Here is a 23,829-nt window from a genome sequence, read left to right on the forward strand (position 1 = left end):
CTGTTATGCATATGGGTGCAAACTCTCTGCCTCCTATGATAGCAGATGTGATATAAATAGCAGAATTAAACGCAAAAACAGCGAAGATCTTCAAATATGAAAAACAACATTCACCATCACGCTGATGTGGTCATTATTGGTAGCGGTGCTGCCGGGTTGTCATTGGCGCTGTCCTTAGCAAACCATTGCGATGTCACTGTGATAAGCAAAGGAGCTTTAAAAGAAGGCTCTACGTTATATGCCCAAGGTGGTATTGCCGCCGTTTTTGACAAGAAAAATGACAGTATTGAATCTCATGTTGAAGATACGCTGGCGGCTGGAGCGGGTTTGTGCGATCGCGAAGCCGTGCACTACACCGCCTCAAATGCTAAGCACTGTTTAGACTGGCTGATTGAGCAAGGCGTGCCATTCGATATGGAAGTGGATAGCAAAGGCAAAGAGCGCTTTCACTTAACTCGCGAAGGAGGTCACAGCCACCGCCGCATTCTCCATGCTGCAGATGCCACAGGCAAAGCCGTGCAAACCACCTTAATCAGCCAAGTGCAGCAGCATCCTAAGATCACTCTACTGGAGCAGTATAACGCCATCGATCTGGTCAAAGACAAAGCAGCGACAGAGGCCAACATTAAGGGTGTGTATGTTTATAATCGCCAAGCGGATCGCGTTGAAAGCATTACCGCTAAATTTGTCGCATTAGCCACCGGCGGTGCCAGTAAGGTGTATTTATACACTTCCAACCCTGACGTTTCTTCTGGCGATGGCATTGCCATGGCTTGGCGGGTAGGCTGCCGAGTCGCAAATATGGAATTTAATCAGTTCCACCCTACCAGCCTCTATCATCCAGAGCTGCAAAACTTCCTTATTACCGAAGCAATGCGTGGTGAAGGGGCACTATTAAAGCGCCCAGATGGTTCGCGTTTTATGCCTGATTTTGATGAGCGCGAGGAGCTGGCACCCAGAGACGTAGTCGCCAGAGCCATTGACTATGAGATGAAACGCTTAGGTGCTAATTGCGTTTACCTCGATATCTCCCATAAAGATAAAGAGTTTATCATCGAGCATTTTCCCACCATTTATGCCAAGTGCTTAAGCGTGGGCCTGGATATCACCAAAGAGCCTATTCCGGTGGTACCTGCTGCCCATTATACCTGTGGTGGCGTTATGACCGACTTTAATGGCCGCACCGACATCGACAACCTGTATGCCATCGGTGAAGTGGCGTATACCGGCCTTCATGGCGCTAATCGCATGGCCAGTAATTCCCTGCTCGAGTGCATCGTATTTGCCCATGCGGCGGCCAAAGATATTCTCGCCAAATTGCCTAATACCTCAGTGCCCTCGCCTTTACCGGCATGGGATGAAAGCCAAGTCAGTAACTCCGATGAGGAGGTGGTGATCACCCATAACTGGCATGAACTAAGACTCTTTATGTGGGACTATGTTGGCATTGTGCGCTCCACTAAGCGCCTCGAAAGAGCACTGCGCCGAGTGGAACTATTACAACAAGAAATCCATGATTATTATGCCAACTTTAGGGTCAGTAATAACTTATTGGAACTTCGAAACCTAGTGCAAGTGGCTGAGCTTATTATTCGCTGCGCCCTAGAGCGAAAAGAAAGCCGCGGGTTACACTACACCATTGATTACCCCGAAATGGCAGTGGAGCCCAAGCCCACGGTGCTGACACCTAAAGCCTAGAGACCGCATTGGCAGCGCGGCTAGCGCTGCTATTTTACCACTACTGTTCTGGCGCCTTACCACTGTATAAGTTGGCCATTCTGCACAGGATGCGCCAATCGCTGGGAGCCACAGCCGTTTTGTGCAGCATCACTTTGCAGGTTCGCTGCTGGCTATTGCAAATATGGCATTCTAATAGACTATCGAACCACAGAGTGGACCGCAGTAGCTGCCCTTTTAACAACTGACTCTCAGAATGTACTTCCATATAAGCTTTTTCTGGTAATAACAGCAGCGAGCCGGTTTTTGGCGTTCTCTGGCTGTAGTAACGCCAACATGCTAACGCGCAACAGGTGTATAGCGGAACAATCAGCCACCATAGCTGTGGCAATATGACGAAGGTGATAAGGGCAAGGCAGGTAAACAGAACCACAAAAAACTTATGGCTCTGTTGGTTATTATGAAATTCAATTCTAGACGCGGATACGGTCAAGGATCAGTTTAACCATTTGTCTGAGCTCTGGATCAGGGCATTCTTCGTGACCCATAAACCAAGCGAATAAGTCAGGGTCTTCCACCGTCACTAAGCGTTGAAACACATATTTACCTTCGTCCGTCAGTGCATCGTAGGCTTCGTCAACAAACGGTCCTAAGATCACATCTAACTCCAGCATGCCACGGCGACACGCCCACTTTACTCGAGCTTTTGGCAGCAATTCCACCATAAATCATTCAACCCCAATTAAAAGATTTTAAAATTATACTTAACCGACTTACTTTATACCACAAATCCATTTCTAATGGGTTATTGAAAAGCCCGCTAACTATCTCCACATCTGATTTTAAGATACTATTACGAAAACACTTTAATAGGGATCAACATTATGTCAATTGCTCGTGCTTTCAAGCTACCTATGGCGGTTATTCGTGTTTCAGGGCAAGATAAATTAAGTTACCTGCATGGTCAGGTTACCCAAGATATCAACCTTATCAAAGACGATAACTTCATGTGGTCAGGTCACTGTAGCCCCAAAGGTAAGCTGTGGTCAGTTGCGCGGCTGACGCGCTATCAAGACGATTACGTGTTATTGAGCAGCGAAGCCGAAACCCAAGCCTCACTGAAAGAGCTACAAAAATACGGCGTGTTTGCCAAAGTCGATATTACGGCTCCAGACTGCCACGTCTTTGGCTTACTGTGTGAAGATGAGGGCCAGTTGCTTAGTCATTTTCAGCAAGACCCAAACATCACTGCCAGTGCCTTTGATGTAACTGCAGGTAAGCTACTGCGGGCGGCGCCGGGACGCTTTATATTAATTGCCTTTGATGACCTTGAATTAGGCGCTGATATAACACTGGAAGACGACCCAAGCCCCTTTATTGCTGCTGGTATTTTAGCCGCTGAGCCACAGTTAAATGCTGAACACATCGACGAGTTCGTGCCACAAATGGTAAACTTGCAAGCATTGAATGGCATTAGCTTCAAAAAGGGCTGTTATACTGGTCAAGAGACCGTGGCGAGAATGCGCTACCTTGGCAAGAATAAACGCGCTATGTTTGTGGTTAGCGGCACTGCCGATGCGCCATTACAAGAGTCTGATCTGGAACTGCAAGTCGGTGACAACTGGCGTCGCGGTGGAAAAGTCATTCAGCAATGCTTTGATAAAAGCAATAGCACCTATTATGCATTGGCCGTTATGCCTAACGACACGGCGGCAGATGCGGTACTTAGGGCGAAAAATACACCTGAGGTGAGTCTTACGATTCAGCCTCTACCTTATTCTTTAGAAAACGATTAACGGGATCGCACATGATTATTGCCCCAAACTCAGTAGTGACAATTCATTACTCAGTGCAAGACAAAGACAAAAATACCATCGACAGCACCTTTGACGATGCGCCAATCGTAGCCATGCTTGGCACTGGCTACTTGATCCCTGGACTTGAAGATGCGCTACAAGGTAAGCAAGCCGGTGATACATTCAGCATTACCGTTGAGCCACAAGAAGGCTATGGCGAGCGCTTTGACGAGCTAACGCAAGCGGTGCCAAAAGCGATGTTTGATGGCATGGAAATCGAAGTGGGCATGCAATTTAGAGCAACCACTGACGACGGCGAGCAAATTGTCGTGATCGTTGGTATTGAAGACGATGAAGTCATTGTTGACGGTAACCACCCACTGGCGGGGATCACCTTAAACTTTGATGTTGAAGTGGTTGATGTTCGTGAAGCGACAGCGGAAGAGCAAGCACACGGCCACGTTCACGGTGAAGGTGGCTGCGGTCACGAACACTAAGCACAGCTATTTTTGAGCCTAAAAAGCGCTGATGTTATTCAGCGCTTTTTTGTTGCTTACTGGCCATGGCCGCGACGAGATTGCTTTGATCTGCGGTGCCAACCCGGTATTTGGTGCCATCTTTCATCACCACTTCTAACGCCTTAAAACCCGCTACCGTATACACCCAACCATCAGTGCTAATGCGCATACCAATGCCATGACGCAGCGAGTTGGTAACAGGTTGTACGTAGTCAATATCAGCAAATGCCAAGGTAACCTTGGCTACCTTAGGGCCAAACCACCAGCTTAGCGTTTCACGCTCTGGGTCAACCTCCACGGTTAAGCCATAAAAAATAAACGCCACGATTGCCAGTAGCACCAAAAAGCCAACATAGGCAGGATTGTAGCCGGTGAGGTAGATGGCTAACAAAGTAATGCCAGCAATAAAGGCCACAAACAGCCAAATAACCCACGCAAACTGAACTTTTTTATACATGTTTTTTCTCTAATTAAAGCTATACACTAACGTGGCACTGAGTTCAGTATCCACCTTCTCTTTATCTTCTTCTGGCTCTGAGTTATAGCGGTAAATAAAGGCAAATTTCAACGCTATGCCGCCTAATACTTGAGTCACTAACGCCGTTTCTGATAACAACCTGGAGTTGAGTCCTGACAGCGATTGCTCATAACTAATGTCTTGATTAAACCGCGTGCGCGCTGAAACATTACGCTGCCATTGCAACGCCAAACGTAATAATTGACCTTGCTCAGTGCGACGTTGCTCCGCTGCCAGCTCGGTTTCATCATCAATGCGAGAGATGGATAAACCCGGGCCAATATCAATATCCACGGTGTTTTTACGCCCTTCAAATACCCGATTACCATACCCTAATGCAAACGTCGCGGTGTATTCTTTACCGTTAAATTGGTCGCGCTCGTAATCACCATAAATAAAGAACGACGCATTATCACTGCCCAGTTTATAGTTTCCTTGCGCAGAGCCAAAATAGCGTGACGCCGACACGTCTTCTTCACCCGTTTGCGCATCCGTTTCACGACGGTACAAGCCGTCGAACTTAAACTGGTTACGCCAATGAGTAAAGTCTTGATAAAGATTGCTCTTTAGTTTGAATGCGGTGTTCTCGGTATTGCCTTTGTTAACAATAAAGCCAAACTCTACATCGCCATACAACAACTCACCTTGATGCAAAGTGTGAATTTCATCATCGGGTAACTTGCCATAGTCGTGAAAGTCTTCAAACGGGTCGGCGGCCACCGCCCCGTTTGCAGTGATTACTAATAAGCTCGCGAATAAATAATTAAGGTACTGCACAAATTACTGCTTTGTTATTGGGTTAACTTAGGAATCTTTCCAGATAATGTGGCAAAACGGGGCATCGAGATCGCGACTGATTAAAATCTTCGCGTATACCTGATCGCTGTCATCAAACTCAATTCCCACCAACACTTGAATAAAATGCTCAGGCTCTGCCTCTTGGGCGTAACTGGTCACCTCATCCCAACTGCTATCGGGTTCACTTTCCTCGATAAAACCGCGGTCTTCACGATGCTCATTAAACATGTCGATATCATGCTGTTCGAGGTTTTCTGGCGCCAACTCAAGAAAAATATCGTAGGCCTGATGGGTTGCTTCCTCAACGGAACAAAGTCTTGCAGTCATAGCGGTTTGCCTGTGATTATCTGTATCGCTGCAATAATAACAAAATGCACAGAAACATGAATACAAGCAAACGATATTCCGGCAGAAAATGACGGTAGATGTCACTGCGCTTACTTTAATGGTTGGATCTTCCGCGCTTTTAAGTTATTACTCTACTTAAAACAAGAAACTACCACTAGGAACACTGCTTTATGATTTCCCTTTCTATCAAGGACCGGGTTGCGTTTGTCACCTTGTCACGACCAGAAAAACAAAATGCCTTGTCGCTGGAGATGTTTGTGGCGCTAGATAAAACCATAAAGCAATTGCGTCGCGACCGCACCTTAGTTGCGGTGGTGTTGCAAGGCAGTGGTGATCACTTTTGTGCTGGGTTAGATGTAAAAAGTGTCATGAAGCGCCCCAGTAGCATTGTAAAGCTATTATTTAAGTGGCTACCAGGTAATGCCAATTTAGTACAACGGGTGGTATTAGGTTGGCAAACACTGCCAGTACCAGTGATCGCCAATATCAAAGGAAATTGCCTAGGCGGTGGCTGCCATATTGCACTGGGTGCCGATATTCGCATCGCTGCAAGCTCTGCTCAGCTGGCCATTATGGAAGCAAAATGGGGATTGTGCCCGGACATGGGAGCCAGTGTATTATTACCAGGTTTAGTCAACAAAGATAATGCCTTGGCGCTCAGCATTGCCGCCGAACGGATTGCTGCCAGCAGCGCTCAGCAATTAGGCTTAGTCACTGAAGTGTGCGACGACACAGAGGCTCGCATAGCACAATTGTTAGCTCAGTATCGCAGTCGCTCGCCTGATGCCATTGCGGCCATTAAGCAAGTGTATAATCGCGCTTATAATCAGCCCAGTAGAAAACTGCTGTGGCAAGAAACTTGGTCGCAAATCAAATTACTATGCAGTAAAAATACGCGCATCGCCATGAGCAACGCCACCAGCGACGCAGCGAAAGCGTTTCGACCACGTGCAAAGTGGTAGTGGCCCTTGCCATAAAGTAGAATGGTCAACACAGTGCCATAAGGTAAAATAAAGCAATGACAGACACCAAGATAGCGCTCACTGATATGCTCAAGGCCACGGGCTATTTTCTTCGCGGCTTTATTATCATCCTCGCCTGCTTGCTGTTGGCAAAAGGAGTGAATAGTTACTTCGCTTTAGCGGCCCCTGCCGCCTTAGTCGCGATGCTGATATTACTGGCACTGCTGGCAACTAAGTTAGTGCCTGCGCAGTGGTTAGCCCCAGCCGCCGAGCCTATTTTAAAGTACATGGCATTATTTTTTATTCCCGCCGGTGTGGGACTGGTTGAACACCTAAATCTGTTCGCCACTCGCTGGCCACTGTTGTTATTGTTACTGCTGGGCTTACCCAGTTTATGTTTACTGCTATTGGCTCCGCTGGTAAAGAGAATTAAGTTTCGTGATTAATACTGTGCTCCCTGCTGTTTTTACCATAGTGTTGTTTTTTCTCGCCAGGCGACTCTATGGCCGCTATACCATTGCCCTCCTTAACCCGGTTTTGTTGTGCATAGCCATCATCTCCGCCGTGTTACTGTTAACCCAAAGCGACTACCAGGCATATCAGCAATCGACTATGGCGATCCATTATTTATTAGAGCCTGCAGTAGTGGCTTTGGCTTACCCTCTGTATCGTCAGTTTCATCAAATTAAACCGGTCTTTGTGGCGCTCTGCTTTACCAGCTGGCTAGTTGTCAGTATCTCAACCACTGCGGCCTTCTTACTGTGCCAAGCTTTTGCTGCCAGCGCCGAGATTTCTGCATCCATGGCGGCATTGTCGGTGACCACGCCAATCACCTTATTAATTAGTGACTATCTCGGTGGGATCCCGGCAGTTGCTGCCATTATGGTGATTTTAATTGGGGTATTTGGTGGGGTGTTTGGACTGCACATACTCACCTTTTGCCAAGTAAGAGGAAACGCCGCTAAAGGAGTGGCATTAGGAATAGTTTGTCATGCCATTGGCACCGCTGCCGCGATGGAACACCATCCCCAAGCCGGGGCTTTTGCTTCGGCCGCTATGACCATTACAGCCGTGATCACTGCACTTTGGGTGCCAGTGCTTTATCATTGGCTAAGTATAAGCTTTTTATAGTGAGACCATGACCTTGATTAACCAAGAAATAGAACAAATCGAACACTACTACAATCTGATCCGCGACTATCTGGTCACCTATAGCTTCCAGCTCCTGGCCGCGATTGTTATCTTTTTATTAGGCTTGTGGTTGTCGCGCAAGCTGTCAAAAGCTACCGAAGGGGTGATGCTCAAGCATCAGATAGACCCAGCACTGACCAACTTTGTTGGTAATGTCATTAAGGTGCTGATCATCGCCATGTTTGTGGTCATTGCTTTAGGTAAAGTGGGGATCAGCATCACGCCATTCGTGGCAGCCATTGGTGCCGCATCATTGGGGGCAGGCTTGGCATTACAAGGGATGCTGGCGAACTATGGCGCGGGTCTGGCCATTATCGCCACACGCCCGTTTGTGATTGGCGATACCATCAGCATTAAAGGCGTCAATGGCGAAGTAAAAATGATAGAGCTTGGCCACACTACGCTTATCAATGAAGAAAAAGTTGAGATCACCATTCCCAACAAACACATTGTCGGCGAAATCCTACACAACTCCTTTGCCAATTCGTTGGTCAAAGGTGAAATTGGCATTGCTTACGATGCTGACTATGAGCAGGCACTTGAGCTAATAACCGACATTTTGACGCAACACGATAAGGTCAGTAACGACCCCAAACCACAAATTGGTATCGAGGCCTTTGCCGACAGCGCAGTGGTATTAAGCTACCGTTACTGGGTGCCTACCACCGCACAAATTGAAACCAAGTTAGAGATCAATAAAGCCGTGTTTGCCGCCATTCAAGCTGCCGACATTGAAATTCCGTTCCCACAACGGGTGGTGAAAATACTCAATTAAGCTTGTCGTTAAAGCCACTGCGCAAATGGAGATCGCGTTGCGGAAACGGGATCTCGATTTGGTATTTTTGAAAGGCATCATCAATGGCCCACAAATAATCAGACACCAGTGCCGTCGGCCGCTTCACTTGCTCGGGTTGCACCCACACCCCTAAAGTAAAATTAAGGCTACTGTCACCAAACCCTGTCATCCATACCGTGATTTCTCTGCCTGGCGTATCTAAGGTGTACTGTACATTGCGTGCTGCCTCCAGTGCTGCCCGCTTCACTTTTTCTTTATCACTGCCATAAGCCACCGAAAACGGAATACGAAAGCGTCGGTATTTATCCGACATGGTCCAGTTGGTTACGGTATTCGATACCATCACGGAGTTGGGTATCAATAAATCGACGTTATCGTTGGTGCGGATCCAGGTTGAGCGCATATGAATGGCAATCACTTCACCCACTACGCCGTCGCTTAGCTCGACAAAGTCCCCTACTTTCACAGACTTTTCCAGTAGCATCACAATACCCGAGACAAAGTTATTCACCAGCCCCTGTAAACCTAAACCAATGCCCACACCAAGGGCACTGGCGACCAGTGCCAGCTCGGTCATTTCGATGCCCAGCGCTGTAAGGGCAATGATAAAACCAATGAACAGAACGATATAGTGAATGATCCGCCCTATGACATAAGCAGAGGTGTGCTGGATCACTCCTTGGCGCGATGCTAAACGGTTAAATGCCAAACGCAGCAGTTTAGAAATAATAAACGTTGCTATGATGACAGCAACAAATGAGAGCGCTTCACCCACTTGCAACGAAAACTTGCCCAGCGCAAAAAGCTCTTGCTCAAGCCAAGAAATATCAAGCTGGGTAACGTCGGATGGTTTAATCATGTGATTTGGTTATTGTTTTGTTTTTATTAGTTTGGTCATTTATACACGGAATGACAAGCCCTGATGTCACAGTAACAAAAAAGCCTTCACTGGGTGAAGGCTTTTTCAAGTAGTGCGATGGTTATGCTTTACGCCACGTGGTTTTACCGGCGCTGTCTTCAAGTACCACGCCCATGGCAGTAAGAGCATCCCGAGCTTCATCGGCTGCAGCCCAATCTTTGTTGGCACGGGCAACCTTGCGCTGCTCGATAAGCGCCTCAATTTGCGCCACTTCGTCATCGTCTTGCTCGCCTTTTAAGAAGGCATCGGGCTCTTGTTGCGCAATGCCTAACACGCCAGCAAGGGTAACGAGAATATAGGCATGTTCAGCCGCCGCTTGTTGATCTGTCTCTTTTAAGCGGTTCACTTCTTTGGCTAACTCAAAAATGACCGGTAATGCTTCTGGAGTATTAAAGTCATCGTTCATGGCCGCTTCAAAACGTGCCACATACTCATTGCCTTTGAGCTCCACGGCTTGTGGCTCAACACCACGCAGCGAGGTATAAATGCGCTCTAATGAGGCGCGTGCCTGCTCTAGGTTTTCTTGCGAGTAGTTTAACTGACTGCGATAGTGGCCATTAATCAAAAAGTAACGCACCGTTTCACGGTCGTAGGCTTTAAGTACTTCGCGGACGGTGAAAAAGTTACCTAATGACTTCGACATCTTTTCTTTGTTGACCTGGACCATACCAGTGTGGATCCAAGTATTGACGTAGCGGCCATTGTTAGCACAGCATGACTGCGCGATTTCATTTTCATGGTGTGGGAATTGCAAATCTGAGCCACCACCATGAATGTCAAAAAACTCACCTAAATGTTTCGAGCTCATGGCGCTACATTCAATGTGCCAACCAGGACGACCATCGCCCCATGGCGACTGCCACGATGGCTCATCCGCTTTGGCTTTTTTCCACAGCACGAAGTCCAGCGGATCTTCTTTATCTTGTGCCACCTCAACGCGAGCACCTGCTTGCAACATATCGAGGTCTTGCTGTGACAGCTGGCCGTATTGCTCGAACGTTGAAACATCAAATAAGACATCGCCATTTTTCGCCACATAAGCATGACCTTTTGCTATTAAGCGCTCGATCATGGCGATGATCTCATCCATGTGGCCGGTGACCGTGGGTTCAATATCAGCAGGCAAGATGTTAAGTGCTTCAAAGTCTTCGTGCATGGCTTTGGTCATGCGCACCGTTAAGTCATTAATGGCTTCGTTATTTTCCGCGGCTCTTTTAATGATTTTGTCGTCAACATCGGTGATGTTACGCACATAAGTGACGTCGTAACCTAGGTAACGCAAATAGCGGTTCATCACATCGAATGAGACGTAAGTTCGAGCGTGTCCCACATGGCAGAAGTCATAAATGGTGATACCACACACGTACATATCAACCTTGCCTTCTTTGAGCGGTTTAAAGGGGGCTTTTTGGCGAGTGAGTGTGTTGAATATCTGCAACATGTAGTTCAATTCCTAGTTTCGGGTATATTTACAAAATTACTGATAATCATATCACCTGCGTGGCGTGGGCTCTAGCAATTAACTGGGATTTAACGTCCCTTTTTTGCTTTTTTCTGCTGATTTTACTGCAAAGCTTTTTCACCTTGGTAAAGTTGTTATAAAATAGGGTTTTAATCACTAGCACTATGGACACTAACATGGTTGTTTTAGAAACAAATCACGGCGAGATCCGCATTAACCTTTTCGCTGACAAAGCACCTGAAACGGTTGCCAACTTCCTTAACTACGTTAACAGCGGCTTTTACAATGGCACTATTTTCCACCGTGTCATTGATGGCTTTATGGTTCAAGGCGGTGGTTTTGCCCCAGGTATGGAGCAAAAGCCAGTTGAAGCCCCAATTAAAAATGAAGCCAATAATGGTCTTGCCAACAAAGTAGGCACTTTGGCCATGGCGCGTACACCGGATCCACACTCGGCAACAGCACAGTTTTTCATTAACGTAAATGACAACGACTTCCTTAACTTTTCCAGCGAAACCTCGCAAGGTTGGGGTTATTGCGTGTTTGCAGAAGTGGTTGAAGGCATGGACGTAGTAAACAAAATTAAAGGCGTGGCCACAGGCTCTGCCGGTTTCCACCAAGACGTACCACTTGAAGACGTGATCATTGAAAAAGCCTACGTTGCAGAGTAATTAACGTACTTTTTTCATTTCGGGCCAGCGCTACGCTGGCCTAATTATTCCAGAGGGATCATGGCTAAAACCTACTTTATTGCCGATTTGCACCTAACTGAGCAACGCAGTGACATCACCCAAGCATTTTTTGCTTTTTTAGATACCCACATGACCCAGGACGTGGATGCGTTATACATTCTTGGCGATTTCTTTGAAGTATGGATTGGTGATGATGAGCGCGATCCATATGCGCTATCCATTGCCGCTAAGCTGCGTCAATTGCAACAACTCAATATTGCTGTCTTCTTTATCCATGGCAATCGCGACTTTTTAATTAAACAGGCGTTCGCCGACGAATGCCACATGACTCTACTACCAGAGCAGGCGGTAATCGATTTATACGGTACGCCAACTGTGATTTTGCACGGTGACGAGATGTGTACTCAGGATGAGGCCTATCAAAAATTCCGTAAAAAAAGCCGTGGCTGGTGGTGGCCAAGACTGATGCTGGCCATGCCACTTTGGTATCGCCGCCGTGTCGCTGCGGATGCCAGACGCAAAAGTGTAGAAAATCAAAAAGGCAAACCGCTGGAAATTTTAGACGTCACCGAAGAGGCGGTAGCACAGATGTTTGCCAAGCATCAGGTCAACAATATGATCCATGGCCATACCCACAGACCAAAAGTGCACCACTACCCTGACGGCAAGGTACGCACAGTATTGGGTGACTGGTACTCACAGAGTTCATACTTAGTGGTTGAAGACAGCGGTGAGCAACAACTCCTTTGTCACCCGTTTAGCGCTAATGGTTAACGGCCGCTAGCTTAGCGGCGCACCAGAATGAAATTTAAAATCACTGTCTTGGCTGGTGATGAGTTCATTTTCAACCTGCTGAAATAACGCAATACGCCCCGCCACATCACAGCGCTTAGGGTCGGTGGCATTGGCGACCTGCTCGGCTAGGCTAATGTAGTCTTGATAATGCCGTGCTTCAGAGCGCAGTAATGACACATAAAACTTGGCGATGTCTTTATCGAGCAAAGGCGCCAATTTGGCAAACCGTTCACATGAACGGGCTTCGATGTAAGCACCAATAATTAACTTATCCACCAAGGCTGCCGGCTCGTAGGTGCGAATGTGTTTAATCATTCCTGAAGCGTAACGCGAAGCCTGAACATACTCCACCGGAATTTGGCGGCTGCGAATAATCTCCAGCACCTGCTCAAAATGATGCAACTCTTCTTTGATTAAGCGCACCATCTTATCCAAGATGTCTTGGTTATAGCTGTACTCCGGCTTTGCAGTTAGCGTGCCGATAAGCTCATTTTTACTGCCACTAAACTCACCATCGCCAACACTACGATAAACAAAATCTTCGTAGGGCTTGAGCCAGCTCAATAAGGTTTGAGCGGAATTATCGTCAATGGCGTATTTGCGGATCAAAAAGGCGGCGCTCTGTGCCGCTTTCAGCTCACAATGCATATGATCAATAAGCAACAACGGCAAATGCTCCGCTTGTTTGGCTTTATCCAGCCAAGTTTGCGGCGTTTGCGCACCTAAGAACTGATTAATGGGTTCGAGGAGTTCTCTATACTTTTCTAACATAACAATAAAATACTCTGGCTTTGTGCTATTTTAACACAAGTTGACGCTGCAGGGACTACTAGGGCAAGGGTTGGCGTTAATTTTTAGAACTTTCTGAAAATAACAATGGCGCTATTTAAAGACATTTTCTTGACAAAAATTCAGTCGTCTCCCATAACTTAAAATGAATTGTACAAAAATAGTACAAAGCTAATTATAAGGGGCTAACTATGATCTTTAATCATTTATGGGGCCTATATGCCCACCCACACGAAGAGTGGCAAACCATTGATAACCGCCACGAAAGTATGTTTTACAGTTTGTCACATATTGCTCTGATTGCTCTTATTCCGAGCATTATGGGTTACTATTCTTCTGTTTATTTAGGCTGGAGTGTAGGAGCAGGCAACGATGTTTACCTAACTCACGACTCTGCACTGTTGATTGGCGTTGCCATGTATTGTGCGCTTATTGTTGGGGTGTTTATCCTCGCTTACCTTGCTCATTGGATGGCGGTTACGTTTGGTGCTCAGCCTACTTACACGCAAACCCTTGAGCTGTCGGCTTACACAGCAACGCCGATGTTTATGTCTGCGTTTGCGGCATTCTACCCCGAACTCTGGTTTGTGGTGTCTGTTGGCATGGTGGCACTGGCTTACTCGGTTTACCTACTCTATACCGGTGTGCCCATCTTGATGCACATTCCTGAAGAGCGTGGTTTTATTTACGCCAGCTCAGTGGTTACCTGCGGCTTGGTTTTATTAGTCATTATTCTAGCTGCCACGGCCATTTTATGGACCAATGGCATTATTAGCCCTACTTTTACCTAAATACAGCTTAAGTCTGTTGTGGCAATGCCAAAATGCGTTTTGCCATTCTCCTAAATTAACACCCATAGCGGCGCCCGAAAGCGCCGCTTTTTTTTGCCCAGGAAGATAGAGGCCAGCGGCAAATGACTGCGATTTGTTTACAGTTAAAAGGCCACTATGTACTTTTCTGACGTGCTCTTAAAAGTGAAAACAAAAACGCAGCTCTAAGAGCTGCGCTTTTTTATATTTAGCAGTTATTTAACCTTACAGTGCGTCGAACACCTCATCGGTTTTTGCAGCACAAATAAAGTCGTTTTTATGCAAGCCTTTAATTGAATGGCTCCACCACGTTACGGTGACCTTGCCCCACTCGGTTAACAGGCCTGGGTGGTGACCTTCTTCTTCAGCCATATCACCCACTTTATTGGTAAATGCCAAGGCTTGTTTGAAGTTTTTAAACTTATAAACTCGCTCTAGTTGCATAATACCGTCGCGTACCTCGGGCACCCAATCTGGGATCTGCTTGATCAGTACCGCCAGTTCTTCATCTGATACTTTAGGCGCATCCGCACGACACGCTTCACATTTTTGTGCACTTAAATCAGACATTAATCGATTCCTTAACTTGCTAGTTTTTCTTTTGGGGGAAACTTTGGCTCAAATAGCCCCAGCTCTTTTGCTTGCTCCACTAACGACATAATATCGAGTTTTGAGATTTCAAATAAGTCGTCAATGCCATTAATGGTATAGTAAACAGGTTGCATAATGTCGATTCTATACGGGGTACGCAACACGTTCAGTACATTCATTGGGTTTATTTCAGGCTTGTCGGTGTAAACGTACTCAGTCTCACCTGGGCTTGATAAAATGCCACCGCCGTAAATACGTAAGCCATCTTCGGTTTGCATTAAACCAAATTCAACCGTAAACCAGTATAGACGCGCCAGATAGACACGATCTTTTTTCTCGGCGGCATACCCTAACTGACCATATTTGTGAGTAAACTCTGCAAAAGCAGGATTCGTCAGCATGGCGCAATGACCAAATATCTCGTGGAAGATATCCGGCTCTTGCAGATAATCAAACTCTTCACGTGAGCGGATAAAAGTAGCCACTGGAAATTGTTTATTGGCAAGTAACCTGAAGAATTCATCAAAGTCGATAAGTGCTGGAACCGGCGTAACCTGCCAGCCAGTTTCTTTTTCTAAGACTTCGTTAAGCTCACTCAGCTGGGGAATTCTGTCGGTTGGCAAATTGATTTTCTTCAAGCCCTCAAGATATTCATCACAGGCTTTGCCCTCAATGCATTTCAGCTGGCGCTCAACGAGCTCTGACCACGTTTGGTTTTCTTCATCTGTCCAAGCAATGTAACCATTTTCGTCTGGTTGCCTAGAAACGTATTTACTTGCTTTAGCCATAATTTACTCTCTCTTTACCACTTCAGTGTGTTGTTGAGGTTCGACGTACGAACTGTCCTGTTGATGATCTGAAGTGCTTCAACTTGTGATATCGATACTAAGTAAAACTGACTTAAAGTGTAATAGTTGAGCGGTTTATGCCTTAGTGGTAAAACCACCAAAACGTAAACCAAACAAAACACCACTGTAAACAAATCAAAACAAAGCAATAAAAAAGGGGCTTAAAGCCCCATTTTTAGTAAACCTAACTGTACTTAAATCTTATCAAATGCCTGTTTCAGATCCTCGATAATATCATCGACGTCCTCTAACCCTACCGAAATACGAATAAGACCATCCGAAATTCCAGCCGCAAGACGCTCTTCAGGGGTGTATGGAGAGTGTGTCATTGAAGCCGGATGCTGGATCAAGGTTTCAGGGTCGCCCAAACTAACCGCAAGTGTACAAAGCTCAGTGGAATTAATAAATCGCTCACCTTGCTCTAGGTTGCCGTCGAGCTCAAAAGCAATAACGCCCCCTGCTCCTTTCATCTGCTCACCCAAAAATTTATAGCCAGGGTGTGATGGTAGGCCAGGATAATACACCTGATTCACTTTTGGGTGCGCCTGTAAAAACTCGGCAACCGCTTGAGCATTTTGACAGTGGCGCTGCACTCGTAAGGCCAAGGTTTTCAAGCCGCGGTTAATTAGCCAAGCATCGTGCGGGCTAATTGTCGCACCAATGTCTTTTAATACCGTCAACTTGATGGTTTCAATGTGCTCGCTAGAGCCACACACTAACCCCGCCACAACATCACCATGACCATTTAAATACTTAGTGGCACTGTGGACGATAAGATCCGCACCATAGTTCACTGGTTTTTGCAGTAGTGGTGTCATAAAGGTGTTGTCGACAACAAACAGTAAGCTGTGCTTTTTCGCCACCGCACCGAGCATGGCTAAATCCAGCACCGTCATATTGGGGTTGATTGGTGTTTCGGCAAACAGCATTTTGGTATTACTTTGTACCGCCTGCTGCAATGCCTGCTCGTCAGTCAAATCAACAAAGGTAACCTCGATGCCAAATTTAGGCAGCATGTGGGCAAATAAAGCAAAGCTGCAACCATATAACGCGCTAGATGCAATAAGGTGGTCACCTTGTTGCAAAAAGCTCAGCACCGCAGCCGACACCGCGCCCATACCTGTCGCTGTTGCCGCCGCATCTTCCATGCCCTCAAGCTGAGCCACTTTTTCTTCTAGCTCTCTAGTAGTAGGGTTACCAAGGCGGGTATAAATATATCCTCCTTCCTCACCGGCAAATCGGGCAGCACCTTGCGCGGCATCCTTAAAGTGGAATGTCGACGTTTGATATAACGGAGAAGTTAATGCGCCATGGGGGTCGTCGAAATGGTTGGGACCGTGAATACATTGACTGTCGTCTTTTAACTTTTTCATACTTGCCTGCTGATTTTATTTATAATTGCTTGTGTATTAACTATTTATTGCAGACGGTGATAATAAACAAGCATGCCAGATGGGCAGACGGCTAGTTACGATTAAGTAGCTGGCAATTATTGCTAGCACAAGTGTATAAAATAGTTGCCGACCATTGTACTGACAGCAATAACAGGGCCGTTTTCACGGCCCTTAACTTTTTGTTTAAACGAGCTTTATGCTCACTTCTCAGCTGACTTGGTGGTGCGCTTCAATAACACTTCAAGCAAAGACGAAATGGCGCTTTTCAATAAGCTTTGTTTGTGGGTTAAGCGTGGTAGTGGACGACAAAGTTCCATCGCCTTGTAGCCAAGACGCGCAGTAAAGATCCCCGCACTGAGCCCTTGTGCCGAGCGAGTGGACAGTTTACCCAATAACTCAGCACCAACACTGGTGGCAGCCAAGTCACTGAGTAGCTCACTGGCGCCAACAAAGACCATCTGCTTGAGCAGCATTTTATAGAGCGTGATACGGCTACGATAAGCTAGCCTAATGCCATAATGTTTACTGATCTTTTCCACCAGCACCACACCGCGCCACAATACCGCCAACATATCCACCAGCGCCATTGGGCTCAAGGCCACTAACAATGCCGAAGTGGTAGCATGTTCTTGGATCAGCTTTTTTGCTTGGGCATCTTGGTCGCTTAGCAGTGACTTTTCATACAACGCGATGACTTCTTTATCTGTGTGGTGCGGTTGCAATGCGGCTTTAAACTCGGCGACTTTTTCTTTCGGGTGAACTCGAAGAAGCGGCTTCAACCACTCTTTTGCTTCACCGATTTGGTCGCTTTGCAATAACCGCTGGGCATCAATTTTGTGCTGTTGATGACGCTTTAGGTGCCTAAGCGCTATGGCTTCTGAGACTAAAAACTTAAACAGCGCCAACAAGCCTAATGTTAAAACACTGGCATACAGGGCAAAGAGAACGATATTTTCATCAAAACTGGTTACTAAGGTTATCCCTGCTTCGACCACAATTAATAGCAGCAGCGCAACAATAAATAGCTGCTTTAAACCAAAACGCCAACGGGGCTCGTAAACGCGTTCAATCTTTGGCATTTCTGGCGCATCCGTCGTGCCGTCGTGGTTGGTTGGGCTAATGTCAGCGGGTAAAATCTGACCTTGATGCTGCTCCTTGTGCTCTGAAACTTCCGGCTCAGCCTCGAATCGCCTGCCAGAGCCGTTATAGTTGTTTGGCTGTTCACTCATCGTAATTTATCTCCGATCAAAAACTGCATCACGTGATCGAGGCGGATATGAGACAACGCCCCTTGCTTGGCCACCAGCGGTTCAAACGCGAGGAACTCAAAGCCCCCTTCGGGCCAGTGACTTGCCGCGGGAATATGATCCGGAGGAATGGGCGGAGCATAATTAATAAACGCGGTTTCACCAACGGGTTTGCCATAAATGCATTGCAAATTGTGCTTACCATCTTGCACACTTCTTGACTCCACACTGCGCACCGATGAAATCGACATGGTATCCACCGTCACACCATTAAACCTAAGCTCATTGGCACTGTCGGCTAACATCGAGTTCAATAGCCGAGTGAGGTTACTTTGCTGCTCGCTAAGAACACCATCGCACTTGTTGGCAGCAAACAATACTTTATCAATTTTGGGGCTCAGCAACCGCGATAAAAAGCCACTTTTACCATGGGCAAACATCCCTAACACTTGTTTTAGGGCATGCTCTTGCTCTTTTAAGGTGTCGTAACCATCGTTAAGACTAGCCAACAGATCCACTAACACAATTTGCCGATCAAATTGGCAAAAATAGTCTTTATAAAATGGCGTAACCACCTGCTTCTTATAGGCTTCAAAGCGTGCTTCGAGTTGCTTATATTGACTGTTTTCTGCCCCTTGTTCAGGGTGTGATGGCAGCGGGAAAAACAGTAATACCGGGGCTCCGGCAAGATCGCCCGGGATCAAAGCCCGGCCAGGCTGCAGGTTCGATAACCGCGTATTACTTTGCAAAGTATGTAAGAGTTGGTGATACTGCTCTGCCAGGGTCTTGAGCTGTGTTTCATTAACCTCAGCTTGGCTATCAAACTGTGTAACTTGCTGCAAAAACTCTGCGGCATACGGCCGGTATTTCGGCTTATTTAACAGTGCAAGCTGTTGTTCACACCATTGCCGATAATCCACTTTCAGTAACGGCAAATCCATTAACCACTCACCGGGGTAGTCATATAACTCTAGGTACAGGGTGTGGGTTTGTGCCAGATGCTGTTTTAAGCCCCGTTGACTGGTATATTTAAATGCCAAAGTGAGGGTATTAATTCGCTTAGTCGAAGGCGGCCAGCTGGGCTGCTCTTGCAAAAGGCAACTTACCGCTTCTTGATAGTCGAAGGTTGGTACCACCAAAGCTAGTTGTGGCTCGGTGCGGCACGCCACCAAGCGCCCTTCACTCACGACATCAAAAAACGGCAAGTTTTGGCGTTCGGCTTGGGTCGTCAGCTGTTTAATTAAAGCGGTAATAAACGCGGTTTTACCACTGCCACTGAAGCCGGTAACGGCAAGCTTTACGTGCTTATCAAAGGAACGGTGGAGCGTTTTTTTGGCGTGTTGTTTTAGTTTTGTTATGGATGTTGGGGGGCGAAAGCCTGTTTTGGTCATCGGTTAAGTATATCCCCTCTAAAAGGCTAAAGGCGGGCTGACCGCCTTATAGCTTGTCTATTTCTCGGCTCACCGTAAACTCTGGTGAAGTAACGTAGCGTTCCATACTTTGAATACGGTTGTCTAAGCGCCCTAGCCTGTCTTTTAAATCAAACAGCGCCTGACGTGGTGGCTCTCCTTTTTGCCATACCTTAAACTTTACTGACACGCGATCCTCGTCTTTATCATGAGTGGACTTTTGAGGTTGTGTCTCGCGTTTGTCTAAGATAAACCAACAGGCGACATACGCAACCACAAATAATGGTCCGCCCGATAACAACACCGCCGTCACGAATAAAATCCGCACCAGCCACAGCTCCATGTTAAAGTAATCACTTAAGCCGGCGCAAACCCCTGCTATTTTTCCGCGGCTAGGGTCGCGATACAGTTCTCGTTTCATTCTACTCATAACTTGCGTCTCCACTGCGGTGACTCTTGGTCAAGCAAGGCTTCCAGCGTCTCTACGCGCTCTGCCATTTTTTCCGCCTTATTAGCAAGTTCAATTAACTGGCGGTGCTCATGTTCACTCAAACCTTGACTCACTTGCTTCTTACTGCGGTAATGCAAAATAAGCCAAAGCGGAGCCACTATCACCATAAAAATAATCAATGGTGCCATCAATAGTTCTGGATCAAACATACTCTTCTCCTGCCTTCAACTGGGCTTGTTATTATTGTAGTTAGTATGCACCTACCATGACAGTAGGTGCGGTTATTTTCACTTGCCAGCCATTTTCTTTTTCAGCTGCTCCAGCTCATCGTCGATTTTTTCATTCTTTTGCAAATCGGCGATTTCATCAGACAGGCTCTTCTTACCTAAGTCGTATGACTCAACTTGAGACTCCAAGCCATCGATTTTGCTTTCAAAGCGCTCAAAGCGATTCAAGGCATCGTCTACTTTGTTGCTGTCTAAAGTCTTTTTCACTTCAAGACGCGACTCAGCTGAACGCTGACGCAGCACAATGGCTTTTTGTCGCGCTTTAGCGTCTGCCAGCTTATCTTGTAAAGTGCTGACTTCTTGTTGCAACTTTTCGATGTGGGTATCAACGTGCTCCAGCTCTTTCTCAAGTGCCGCAACATCGTCTGCTGATTTTTGCTTTTCCAGAAGTGCTGAGCGGGCAAGATCTTCACGCTCTTTACTTAACGCAAGCTCAGCTTTTTGCTGCCAATCATCAACCTGAGCTTGAAATTGCTCAAGGCGGCGTGTCAGCTCTTTTTTCTCAGCCAATGTTTTCGCTGAAGTGGATCTTACTTCGACAAGGGTGTCTTCCATCTCTTGAATAATCAAGCGAACCATTTTTTCTGGGTCTTCCGCTTTATCCAAAATCGCATTGATATTAGAATTCACTATGTCTGCAAAACGTGAGAAAATTCCCATAGTGGTTACCTCTTTGGTTAATAGCTAAATTGCTTACTAGCTATGTATCAAATAGCTTGCCAACTTTATAAAAAACATTTCCTTATATATATCAGTAATTTATTTATATTTTAAAACTCCTTTAGTTATCCTCTTTTTTGAAATACACTAGTAATTAGTAAAAAACACTAAGAGTTAGGCAATATGAGCCGATTTCGTCAACAGGATAATTTACTGGGCCAATCCGATAGCTTTTTAGCGGTGCTCGATAAGGTCTCACAACTGGCGCCTCTAGAGAAGCCCGTCTTGATCATTGGTGAGCGCGGTACAGGTAAAGAACTGATCGCCGCACGTCTGCACTACTTATCAGAGCGCTGGGATCAAGAGTACGTCAAACTCAACTGCGCCGCACTAAACGAAAACTTACTCGAAAGTGAGTTGTTTGGCCACGAAAGTGGCGCCTTTACTGGGGCTAGCAAACGCCATGAGGGCCGTTTCGAGCGCGCCAACAGCGGCACCTTGTTTTTAGATGAGCTGGCCAACACCTCTGCTATGGTACAAGAAAAACTGCTACGAGTGATTGAGTATGGCGAGTTTGAACGTGTCGGCGGTAAATCAACGGTCAAGGTGGATACCCGGTTGGTCTGCGCTACTAACGAAGACTTACCGAGCCTCGCTGATGCCGGCGAGTTTCGTCATGACTTACTTGATAGGCTGGCTTTTGATGTCATCACACTCCCGCCACTGCGGGCCAGAAAAGAAGATATCTTATTATTAGCCGAGCACTTTGCCATAAACATGGCACGTGACTTGGAGTGGGAGCTGTTCAGTGGCTTTACCCGCAAAGCCACGGAAAAACTATTAGAATACCCTTGGCCTGGCAATGTTCGTGAGCTGAAAAATGTCATCGAACGCAGCTTATACCGCCACGGCAACGACCAAATACCGGTCCATGAAATCATCTTCGACCCGTTTGCCAGTCCTTACCGTCCAAGCCAACGGATCAAAGCGCCTCAACCACAAACGGTAGTGCAAACACCCACTGAAACCGTTGCCGCGACGGATGAAGCCGTGACCGAAAGCCCAGCACTAGAATTCGACTTTCCTTGCGACTTGAAATCGCTATCCAATGACTATGAAATTTCCTTGTTGCAAAAAGCGCTGGAATTTAGCCAATTTAATCAAAAGAAGACTGCACAAAACCTCGGTTTGACGTATCATCAACTGAGAGGTTATTTGAAAAAATACAACCTGTTAGATCAAAACCAAAAACAAGAGGCATAGCGGTGCGAAAATTGTTTTTTGGGGTGCTTTGTTCGGCGTTATTTGGCTGTAACGAGGCACCACCAAACAAAGTCAATAACCAATCCCAAGGTTTGGTGTATTGTGCAGAGGCGAATCCCGTTTCGTTTAACCCTCAGGTGACAACGACCGGCTCAACCATCGATATTATTGCCAATCAATTGTACGATACCTTGATCAGTATTGACCCCAACACCGGTGAATTTCAGCCCGAACTGGCCACTAGCTGGCAAGTGAGTGACGACGGCAAGGCTTTTACCTTTACCCTACGCCAAGACGTCAGCTTTCACGATACCTTGTACTTCACCCCCAGCCGCAATATGACTGCCGATGATGTGGTGTTCTCGTTTAACCGCTTGTTTGATGTCTATAACCCCTACCACTTCGTTGGTGATGCCGAATACCCTTATTTTCAAAGTATTGGCCTGGATCAATTGATCCGCCGCGTGCGAAAAATAGATGATTACACCGTGCGGTTTGAACTGTTTAACGCTGAAAGTAGTTTCTTGTCGAACATTGCCACTGATTTTGCCGTTATTCTCTCTAAAGAATATGCCGAACAATTAGTAGCTCAAGAACGCAAAACGGATTTTGATAGCAAACCCGTGGGCACCGGCCCCTACAAATACCGTGAGTTTTTGCGCGATAACCTGATCCGCTATTATCGTCATGACGATTACTGGAAACACCCCGTGCATTTGGAGCAATTGGTGTATGATATTACCACCAATGGCACCAGCCGCATTGCCAAGATGTTAACCAAAGAATGCGATATCACCGCTCACCCCAGCGCTACTCAGCTCAGTGTGTTAGAGCAGCGACAAGACATCGAAGTGGAAAAAGCAGCCAACCTAAACATTGGCTACTGGGCGTTTAACACCGAAAAGCCACCTTTTGATAACCCTCAGGTGCGCCGCGCCCTGGCCCATAGCATCGATTTTGAGAAAATCATGCAAGCGGTATTTTATAACAATGGCATTCGCGCCAACTCCATGCTTCCACCGTCTTCTTGGGCGTTTGAAAAACAAGCGCAGATGCCCACTTATAACCCAGAAAAAGCGCAAGCCTTACTCCGGCAAGCCGGGTTTGAAGAGGGTTTTGATATGACCTTGTGGGCCATGCCGGTGTCGCGGATTTATAACCCGAATGCCAGAAAGATGGCTGAGCTTATCCAACGTGACTTACGCCAAATTGGCATTCGGGCTCGCATCGTAGAATACGAGTGGAATACTTTCTTAGAGCGTGTTGGCCGCCATGAACACGACAGCGTTTTATTAGGCTGGGCCGCCGACACCCCAGATCCAGACAACTTTTTTAGCCCTTTACTCAGTTGTACTGCCACTTTTAGCGGTAAAAACCCAGCCAATTGGTGTAACCCAGAGTTTGACTTGCTTCTCACCCAAGCTCTAGACACCAATGATATGGAGCAGCGCAAACATTATTATCATTTAGCGCAGCAAATGGTGATTGAGCAGCTGCCCTTAGTGCCCATTGCCCATGGCCTTAGATTCCAAGCCACCAGTACCGATATCAAGGGGGTAGCACTGCGACCCTTTGGTGGTATCTCGCTGGCTGAAGCTCGGAGGAAATAG

General features: G+C 46.6%; 27 protein-coding genes. 12 read left to right on the forward strand and 15 right to left on the reverse strand.

The window, feature by feature from the left end:
* Positions 1 to 96 precede the first annotated feature (96 nt).
* A complete protein-coding gene (gene nadB / locus R3P39_RS08120) occupies positions 97 to 1,698 on the forward strand; it encodes an L-aspartate oxidase (RefSeq protein WP_336566805.1) in 1,602 nt (533 codons plus the stop codon).
* Between the two features lie 452 nt (positions 1,699 to 2,150).
* Here the strand turns inward: nadB and R3P39_RS08125 are convergent, their stop codons facing one another.
* Positions 2,151 to 2,402, reverse strand: a complete 252-nt coding sequence (locus tag R3P39_RS08125; RefSeq protein WP_336566806.1) for an FAD assembly factor SdhE — start codon at positions 2,400 to 2,402, stop codon at positions 2,151 to 2,153.
* A 159-nt stretch (positions 2,403 to 2,561) separates the two neighbouring features.
* On the opposite strand from R3P39_RS08125, the gene ygfZ reads away from it, so the two are divergent.
* Together ygfZ and R3P39_RS08135 are read left to right on the forward strand one after the other, a co-directional pair.
* Positions 2,562 to 3,473: a CAF17-like 4Fe-4S cluster assembly/insertion protein YgfZ gene (ygfZ, locus tag R3P39_RS08130; protein ID WP_336566807.1), complete on the forward strand. Its 912-nt coding sequence runs from the start codon at positions 2,562 to 2,564 to the stop codon at positions 3,471 to 3,473.
* Between the two features lie 11 nt (positions 3,474 to 3,484).
* Positions 3,485 to 3,970 (forward strand): FKBP-type peptidyl-prolyl cis-trans isomerase, encoded by a 486-nt coding sequence (locus R3P39_RS08135; protein WP_336566808.1) that lies wholly within the window; start codon positions 3,485 to 3,487, stop codon positions 3,968 to 3,970.
* Positions 3,971 to 4,004: 34 nt separating this feature from the next.
* Here R3P39_RS08135 and R3P39_RS08140 read toward each other — a convergent pair whose 3' ends face one another.
* Genes R3P39_RS08140 through R3P39_RS08150 form a run of 3 tightly spaced genes read right to left on the reverse strand, consistent with a single transcriptional unit; the run spans position 4,005 to position 5,633 of the window.
* Positions 4,005 to 4,448 carry a hypothetical protein gene (locus R3P39_RS08140; protein ID WP_336566809.1) on the reverse strand — a complete coding sequence of 148 codons (444 nt, stop codon included), beginning with the start codon at positions 4,446 to 4,448 and terminating at the stop codon, positions 4,005 to 4,007.
* A 9-nt stretch (positions 4,449 to 4,457) separates the two neighbouring features.
* Entirely contained in the window at positions 4,458 to 5,285 is an 828-nt protein-coding gene (locus R3P39_RS08145; RefSeq protein ID WP_336566810.1) for a DUF481 domain-containing protein, read from the reverse strand.
* 27 nt (positions 5,286 to 5,312) lie between these two features.
* Positions 5,313 to 5,633: a DUF440 family protein gene (locus tag R3P39_RS08150; protein WP_336566811.1), complete on the reverse strand. Its 321-nt coding sequence runs from the start codon at positions 5,631 to 5,633 to the stop codon at positions 5,313 to 5,315.
* 191 nt (positions 5,634 to 5,824) lie between these two features.
* Between R3P39_RS08150 and R3P39_RS08155 the strand changes: the two genes are divergently transcribed.
* The 4 genes from R3P39_RS08155 to R3P39_RS08170 are packed head-to-tail and all read left to right on the forward strand — an operon-like array spanning position 5,825 to position 8,582.
* Positions 5,825 to 6,616: a crotonase/enoyl-CoA hydratase family protein gene (locus R3P39_RS08155; protein WP_336566812.1), complete on the forward strand. Its 792-nt coding sequence runs from the start codon at positions 5,825 to 5,827 to the stop codon at positions 6,614 to 6,616.
* A 56-nt stretch (positions 6,617 to 6,672) separates the two neighbouring features.
* A complete protein-coding gene (locus R3P39_RS08160; protein WP_336566813.1) occupies positions 6,673 to 7,062 on the forward strand; it encodes a CidA/LrgA family protein in 390 nt (129 codons plus the stop codon).
* Complete coding sequence (locus R3P39_RS08165; RefSeq protein WP_336566814.1) at positions 7,055 to 7,747, forward strand: LrgB family protein; 693 nt, start codon at positions 7,055 to 7,057, stop codon at positions 7,745 to 7,747. Before R3P39_RS08160 ends, R3P39_RS08165 begins: the two co-directional genes overlap by 8 nt.
* Before the next feature lie 13 nt (positions 7,748 to 7,760).
* Complete coding sequence (locus tag R3P39_RS08170; protein WP_336569274.1) at positions 7,761 to 8,582, forward strand: mechanosensitive ion channel family protein; 822 nt, start codon at positions 7,761 to 7,763, stop codon at positions 8,580 to 8,582.
* On the opposite strand, the gene R3P39_RS08175 is transcribed toward R3P39_RS08170, so the two are convergent.
* Together R3P39_RS08175 and cysS are read right to left on the reverse strand one after the other, a co-directional pair.
* On the reverse strand, positions 8,575 to 9,462 hold the full coding sequence (locus tag R3P39_RS08175; RefSeq protein ID WP_336566815.1) for a mechanosensitive ion channel family protein: 888 nt from the start codon (positions 9,460 to 9,462) through the stop codon (positions 8,575 to 8,577). The genes R3P39_RS08170 and R3P39_RS08175 overlap by 8 nt on opposite strands.
* A gap of 121 nt (positions 9,463 to 9,583) precedes the next feature.
* Entirely contained in the window at positions 9,584 to 10,963 is a 1,380-nt protein-coding gene (gene cysS / locus R3P39_RS08180; protein WP_336566816.1) for a cysteine--tRNA ligase, read from the reverse strand.
* Positions 10,964 to 11,160: 197 nt separating this feature from the next.
* Between cysS and R3P39_RS08185 the strand changes: the two genes are divergently transcribed.
* Complete coding sequence (locus R3P39_RS08185) at positions 11,161 to 11,655, forward strand: peptidylprolyl isomerase (protein WP_336566817.1); 495 nt, start codon at positions 11,161 to 11,163, stop codon at positions 11,653 to 11,655.
* Between the two features lie 60 nt (positions 11,656 to 11,715).
* A complete protein-coding gene (locus tag R3P39_RS08190; RefSeq protein WP_336566818.1) occupies positions 11,716 to 12,450 on the forward strand; it encodes a UDP-2,3-diacylglucosamine diphosphatase in 735 nt (244 codons plus the stop codon).
* Between the two features lie 6 nt (positions 12,451 to 12,456).
* Here R3P39_RS08190 and miaE read toward each other — a convergent pair whose 3' ends face one another.
* A complete protein-coding gene (miaE, locus tag R3P39_RS08195; RefSeq protein WP_336566819.1) occupies positions 12,457 to 13,242 on the reverse strand; it encodes a tRNA isopentenyl-2-thiomethyl-A-37 hydroxylase MiaE in 786 nt (261 codons plus the stop codon).
* Between the two features lie 209 nt (positions 13,243 to 13,451).
* Between miaE and R3P39_RS08200 the strand changes: the two genes are divergently transcribed.
* The gene (locus R3P39_RS08200) at positions 13,452 to 14,051 is read left to right on the forward strand and encodes a Yip1 family protein (RefSeq protein ID WP_336566820.1); all 600 of its coding nucleotides are present in this window, start codon (positions 13,452 to 13,454) and stop codon (positions 14,049 to 14,051) included.
* A gap of 243 nt (positions 14,052 to 14,294) precedes the next feature.
* Here R3P39_RS08200 and R3P39_RS08205 read toward each other — a convergent pair whose 3' ends face one another.
* From R3P39_RS08205 to pspA, 8 genes are all read right to left on the reverse strand, one after another.
* On the reverse strand, positions 14,295 to 14,639 hold the full coding sequence (locus R3P39_RS08205; RefSeq protein ID WP_336566821.1) for a 4a-hydroxytetrahydrobiopterin dehydratase: 345 nt from the start codon (positions 14,637 to 14,639) through the stop codon (positions 14,295 to 14,297).
* Between the two features lie 11 nt (positions 14,640 to 14,650).
* The gene (gene phhA / locus R3P39_RS08210) at positions 14,651 to 15,448 is read right to left on the reverse strand and encodes a phenylalanine 4-monooxygenase (RefSeq protein ID WP_336566822.1); all 798 of its coding nucleotides are present in this window, start codon (positions 15,446 to 15,448) and stop codon (positions 14,651 to 14,653) included.
* Between the two features lie 254 nt (positions 15,449 to 15,702).
* Positions 15,703 to 16,881, reverse strand: coding sequence for a trans-sulfuration enzyme family protein (locus R3P39_RS08215; RefSeq protein WP_336566824.1), 1,179 nt, complete (start codon positions 16,879 to 16,881; stop codon positions 15,703 to 15,705).
* 221 nt (positions 16,882 to 17,102) lie between these two features.
* Positions 17,103 to 18,131 carry a TIGR01620 family protein gene (locus tag R3P39_RS08220; protein WP_336566825.1) on the reverse strand — a complete coding sequence of 343 codons (1,029 nt, stop codon included), beginning with the start codon at positions 18,129 to 18,131 and terminating at the stop codon, positions 17,103 to 17,105.
* On the reverse strand, positions 18,128 to 19,540 hold the full coding sequence (locus tag R3P39_RS08225) for a YcjX family protein (protein ID WP_336566826.1): 1,413 nt from the start codon (positions 19,538 to 19,540) through the stop codon (positions 18,128 to 18,130). The genes R3P39_RS08220 and R3P39_RS08225 overlap by 4 nt, the downstream gene beginning before the upstream one ends.
* Before the next feature lie 46 nt (positions 19,541 to 19,586).
* The gene (pspC, locus tag R3P39_RS08230; RefSeq protein ID WP_336566828.1) at positions 19,587 to 19,988 is read right to left on the reverse strand and encodes an envelope stress response membrane protein PspC; all 402 of its coding nucleotides are present in this window, start codon (positions 19,986 to 19,988) and stop codon (positions 19,587 to 19,589) included.
* Positions 19,985 to 20,218: an envelope stress response membrane protein PspB gene (gene pspB, locus R3P39_RS08235; protein ID WP_336566829.1), complete on the reverse strand. Its 234-nt coding sequence runs from the start codon at positions 20,216 to 20,218 to the stop codon at positions 19,985 to 19,987. Before pspB ends, pspC begins: the two co-directional genes overlap by 4 nt.
* 78 nt (positions 20,219 to 20,296) lie before the next feature.
* Positions 20,297 to 20,956: a phage shock protein PspA gene (gene pspA / locus R3P39_RS08240; RefSeq protein WP_336566830.1), complete on the reverse strand. Its 660-nt coding sequence runs from the start codon at positions 20,954 to 20,956 to the stop codon at positions 20,297 to 20,299.
* Between the two features lie 183 nt (positions 20,957 to 21,139).
* On the opposite strand from pspA, the gene pspF reads away from it, so the two are divergent.
* Both pspF and sapA read left to right on the forward strand, forming a co-directional pair.
* On the forward strand, positions 21,140 to 22,219 hold the full coding sequence (pspF, locus tag R3P39_RS08245; RefSeq protein WP_336566831.1) for a phage shock protein operon transcriptional activator: 1,080 nt from the start codon (positions 21,140 to 21,142) through the stop codon (positions 22,217 to 22,219).
* A 2-nt stretch (positions 22,220 to 22,221) separates the two neighbouring features.
* Positions 22,222 to 23,829: an ABC transporter substrate-binding protein SapA gene (gene sapA, locus R3P39_RS08250; protein WP_442962040.1), complete on the forward strand. Its 1,608-nt coding sequence runs from the start codon at positions 22,222 to 22,224 to the stop codon at positions 23,827 to 23,829.

This window comes from Pseudoalteromonas sp. UG3-2, assembly GCF_037120705.1.
In the GTDB taxonomy this organism is placed as follows: Bacteria; Pseudomonadota; Gammaproteobacteria; order Enterobacterales; family Alteromonadaceae; genus Pseudoalteromonas.